Origin of the sequence: Zhongshania sp. (assembly GCF_041623545.1) — a bacterium.
Classification (GTDB): domain Bacteria; phylum Pseudomonadota; class Gammaproteobacteria; order Pseudomonadales; family Spongiibacteraceae; genus Spongiibacter.
Genome location: NZ_JBFJWS010000247.1, coordinates 1 through 4,812, shown reverse-complemented (window position 1 = coordinate 4,812; position 4,812 = coordinate 1). Strand labels below are relative to the sequence as shown.

Below are 4,812 nucleotides of genomic sequence, written 5' to 3'. Positions count from 1 at the left end.
GGGTATAGCACTAGGCCCTCACCCTGCCACACATTCCCTGGCACGGGATGGTAATCGAGTAAGCCGCCATCGCGGTGCATTCCTGCGGGTGCGCCGGCGATATCGCTAACCCCGTGCATTACCACTGGAATCGAGCCAGATGCCATCACCGCCGAGCGCAAGTTCTCAGGGTTTAAAAGCACTCGGTGGCTCGCGTAGGCGTCCCGGCCACCGAGGGCGGCGTCGGCCCTAGCGTCAGCAAAAATAACGCGCTGCATGGCGCGTCTATGAATATTGCGGCCAAACCCGTTTAAGGTGAAAGCCAATGCCATTGCGTATTTCTGCCTCGCCACCGAGGAACTCGCCAGCAAGCCTTTACCCAATACTGTGCCACAGTGATAACGGAACACAGGATGAGCAAGAATCTCCTCCACCCCCGCAGGGTCAACCACCGCGTCCAATAAACGCTGGGTTTCGACATCAATGAAATCGGCACTGATACCGTTGGGATAGGATTGCTCTATATAGGCATGGGCTAAATCGTCTAGCGCCTTACCTGGATTTTGGCGACACGCACCAGCTAATTTAAAAGCGCCAACGGATGTTCCAAAGAGATTGATGGGATGCTCTGCATCTGCCAGCCAATCTGAAAAAATGGCGCGATCGAGCCCATAAATAGCCAACCACTTCGCCGCGCCAGAGGCGCCAAATACCGCGCCAATATCTGCTGGGCTTAGCCCCTGCTTTTGGATTTGCTCCAGTGCAGACTGCCCTGCACGAATTCTAAGTAAACTCATTCCTACCTTTTGATTGCTTGCTGCCCGCGAGTATTCGACATCTTACACTACCCAGCGCGCAAACAAATAAACACCATGTTCACCAGACTAACGCGGTGCGGCGCAAACTGGGTGCCGAGGACATTATCCCCTGCACCGCAAGGCCCAGAATTACATCGTAATTATACTTCACCCAAATATGAGAGAGTCAGGGATGGTTAGCTCATAAGTCTCGCCGAGCCCGCGACGCTGCGAGCTAAAATAGAGCTTACGGCCGTCAGGCGAAAAGGCGGGCCCACAAATTTCAGAGCCGGGGTGTTCACACTGCACCAATACTACGCATGTAGCATTAGGCAACAGCACCATGATGCGTGAATAGTGTTCCGACGGCGGATCTTCGGCAACAACGACATCGCCCCATGGGCTGACCGTTAAGTTATCGACATCCTTAAAATCAGGCTCAATTTGCTCGTTGTCGAAAATAAGTTCCGCCAACTGATTTTCAACATCCAGCGCCCACACTCGGTTATCACCCTTGCAGGTAAAAAAGACGATACCTCTTGTGGGTACACTGCCGCCGCGCGGCGTGTGATTTATCCCAGCAGGTAAACTGTAATACCAAAGGCCTTCGCCACCGTTAAACCGTGTACCCGGCACTGATTGCGCTGCCGCCGCAAGTTCATCGCGCACCGTGCTCTGGGGCTCAGACGGCCGAATCACATCTACCCACGTCACGGCACGAAGCTCACGCAACTGTGCATCAGCTTCTGGGTAACCGCCATTTTCAAAACCGACAAGGTTCATTACCTGTAAGGTGCCAGCTTCCATGGCTATTCGCCCTGTATTTGGGTCTATATCGTTTGCGTCGGCAACCCAGCGATAAAAGCGGCCACTGCTATTGTCTTCAGTGAGATAGATAACCCCCTTGTCTTGGTCGACCGCAATGGCTTCATGAGCGAACAAGCCTAAAGAGGGTTTTGCGACGCCCTGACTTTCAGCAAACGGATCGCACTCCCAGCACACACCGGAATCGGTTTCCTCACAAGAAACCCAGGTCTGCCAAGGTGTTTTACCTCCGGCGCAATTTTGAGTTGTGCCAGTCAAAATAGGATAGGCGTCAACAACTTCGCCAGCCGCGTTAAACTTGATGGCACTACAACCGCCAGCGGCAACGGCCGGCACCTCGGAGTTAGAGGTGTAGACCCAACCCCCATCCGCGAGCGCGTAGGTTGCACCGCCATCGGGAAATACATGCCAATTAAAACCAAGGGTAATCGGTGATCCACCGCCAGGCGTCACAACAGGTAAGCCGGAACGCGCGACCGCTCGCACAGAAAAGCCCTCAGGAATTCTTATTTGGGTCAGCGGATCGAGACTTAGCTCACCAATATTGGCGAGCGGCCCCTGGGGAATAAATAGCTCTGGCGCGCCAGGTGTTGAGTTACTCGTCACCGCGCGGCTCTTAGTGCCACCACAGGCCGACAGCAACGGTGCCGCCGCGGTGGCAGTGGAAAGGTAAAAGGCATTGCGCAGTAAATTTCTTCGGCTTAACCCGCGTATTGGCGATACAACATCCGACATTCCAAACCCCATCGTGCGTAATAAAAGATACATATACTGCACGATGTTTATTAACAGATGATGACAGTCAGATCGGTAAGGCAGAAACAATACCTACTGAAGTAATGCCAGCGCTGACTGTGGCAGTGCATTGGCTTGCGCAGTGATTGCGACACCAGCTTGCTGCAAAATTTGCGCTTTGACTAAGGTCGCGGTTTCCTTCGCGAAATCCGCATCAAGAATACGCGAACGGCTGGCAGTGAGGTTTTCTGAGGAGGTTTGCAGATTAGCAATCGTTGATTCGAATCGGTTTAACTGAGCGCCAATATTAGCGCGCTGCGTGGAGATATAGTCCAACGCACGATCCATTTTGCTAATTACCTGATTGGCGGCATCAAGCAAACTAAGGTCGCCCAAGTCTAGCGCAGCGGCGTTCATCGCGCCAATATCAACCCCGACTACTTCGCCAACATTGGCTCCGAGCTGAAAATCTTTTTTATTACTGGCAACAACACTGACCTCTGCATCTTCCCACGTTTCGGCAAAGCCAGCGAGTTGATCAGCCCCATTACGAGTAGCATAATTGGCAATTACCGTTTGCGCGGTACGAACCGCTCCACCATCGACATTAGCGCCACCAATCGCACCAGTGTCGCTATCGGCTAAAGAACCATTATCTACCAAACCCTGTATGTAAGCTTGAGCATTCGCCGTATCAAAAGCTGTATTTAAGAAATTATCCGCTGACGTGTAGCTGCCCTTAGTCGCCGAATTGATTGCGTCATCAAGGCCTTCATTTAAGTTATTGGTGAGGTAATTCATAACATCTTTAATGCCTTCACCGCCCGCAGCTTTGATCTCATCGTGCAATTTTCGCACAGCGAGAAAGGCAGCTGAGTATTCATCACTACTGCCACCCCAGGCACCGTCAAGATCATCAGCTATCCCCGCAAGTCCAGCAACACCCAATGACCCAACGGAGCTAGCCACACGCTCATCAGCACCATGAATCAATTCAGCGGCACCTTCAAGGAACCACTGTTGATTCCCCGCGCTGACAAAAGACGCCATATTCACACTGCGGTACATCACCGCGTGTACCATTTCATGTGCAATAATTCGATCGTTATAGAAGGGCTCTGTACCGCCATCAGGCAAATTTGGCGGGGTGAAATCAGCCATATCAATTTGCAGAGTAACGTTATTAAGCTTGCCTGAGCCACCACCCGTGGTACCAGTTACTCTCGCTGCTGTGCCGCTAGCACCGTCTGAAAAACTAGTTAATTCGATACTTATACCATCGCCATCAGCGGTGAGCCCAAAATAATCCTGAATAAGGGATTCTGACTGAGATAGCCAGCCGGAGCGAAGACCATCGATCACTGCCAGCTGGTCACTATCGCCTAAGACACTGCTGCTTGCCGAGGCAAATACATTTTGACCGTTAAAGCGGGTTTGACTACCGACCCGGTCGATTTCGCTGCGCAGCTGATCTACTTCGCTTTGCAGTGCCTGTCGGTCACTATCGCTATTACTTGAGTTAACGGCCTGCACGGCTAATTCGCGAATACGCTGCATGGCATCAGTCACCGAGCCCAATGCCCCTTCGGCTACCTGCAGCATAGATATACCGTCGTTGGCATTGCGTACGGCCTGATCAAGACCACGAATTTGAGTGGTAAAGCGTGTTGATATCGCCAAGCCCGCCGCATCGTCGCGGGCGCTATTAATACGAAGTCCAGACGATAATCGCTGTTGCGCGCGCACCAGCGAAGTCTCGGAGCTCTGTAAATTGCGCGCGGCGTTCAATGCGGCAAAATTCGTATTAATCGACAATGCCATCGGCGGCCGACTCCTCTTATGAGGGCAATTTCTCAGTTAATAGATCGGCCGATCGCCGCATAACTTTAGTGTTATTTTCAAGAATTTCATTCAAGCACTTTCTCGTAGACAATTTTTACGTAAAATCGTCAAAATACGCCGAAGGATCGGCCAACTGATCAAGGAGTGATCAACTATGCTTATCAAGCCAACTTTACCCCTACTCTTGTTATTAACCTTGCTCTACAGCAGCGCAGCTCAGAGCCAAACCGGCGCAGTCAGCGAATATCGGCTAAATAAACCCTCGCTAATGCAGGCAAAGCCTTATCATCAAGACATCGTCTTAAGTGATTATTGGGTTAGCGAAAAGCTTGACGGGGTAAGAGCTTACTGGGACGGCACGCAGCTTATCTCTCGACAGGGCAAGCACTTTTCGGCGCCGACGTGGTTTACTGCAGACTTCCCCCCAATTCCCCTCGATGGCGAACTGTGGATGGGTCGCAAGCGCTTTGCTGAGGTATCTGGCGCCGTACGGCGGCAAAATCCCGACCCTGGGCAATGGCGAGAAGTCCGCTTTATGGTGTTTGATATGCCCAGTGAAGCAGGGGACTTCGACCATCGTTTAACAGCAATGCACCGCGTGTTTTCACAAATCACCTCCCCCTATCTCGCCTTG

General features: G+C 52.0%; 3 protein-coding genes and 1 pseudogene. 1 reads left to right on the top strand and 3 read right to left on the bottom strand.

Going from position 1 to position 4,812, the window contains the following annotated elements; all coding sequences use genetic code 11:
• The 3 genes from ABYT30_RS15620 to ABYT30_RS15610 all read right to left on the bottom strand — a co-directional run.
• Positions 1-776 (bottom strand): hypothetical protein (locus ABYT30_RS15620; protein WP_373097422.1); only part of this gene is annotated, 776 nt, incomplete at its 3' end.
• A gap of 168 nt (positions 777-944) precedes the next feature.
• A complete protein-coding gene (locus ABYT30_RS15615) occupies positions 945-2,336 on the bottom strand; it encodes an alkaline phosphatase PhoX (protein WP_373097420.1) in 1,392 nt (463 codons plus the stop codon).
• Positions 2,337-2,429: 93 nt separating this feature from the next.
• Positions 2,430-4,157, bottom strand: coding sequence for a flagellinolysin (locus tag ABYT30_RS15610; protein ID WP_373097419.1), 1,728 nt, complete (start codon positions 4,155-4,157; stop codon positions 2,430-2,432).
• A gap of 175 nt (positions 4,158-4,332) precedes the next feature.
• Here ABYT30_RS15610 and ABYT30_RS15605 point away from each other — a divergent pair.
• Positions 4,333-4,812: pseudogene (locus ABYT30_RS15605) on the top strand (DNA ligase); the annotation flags it as partial.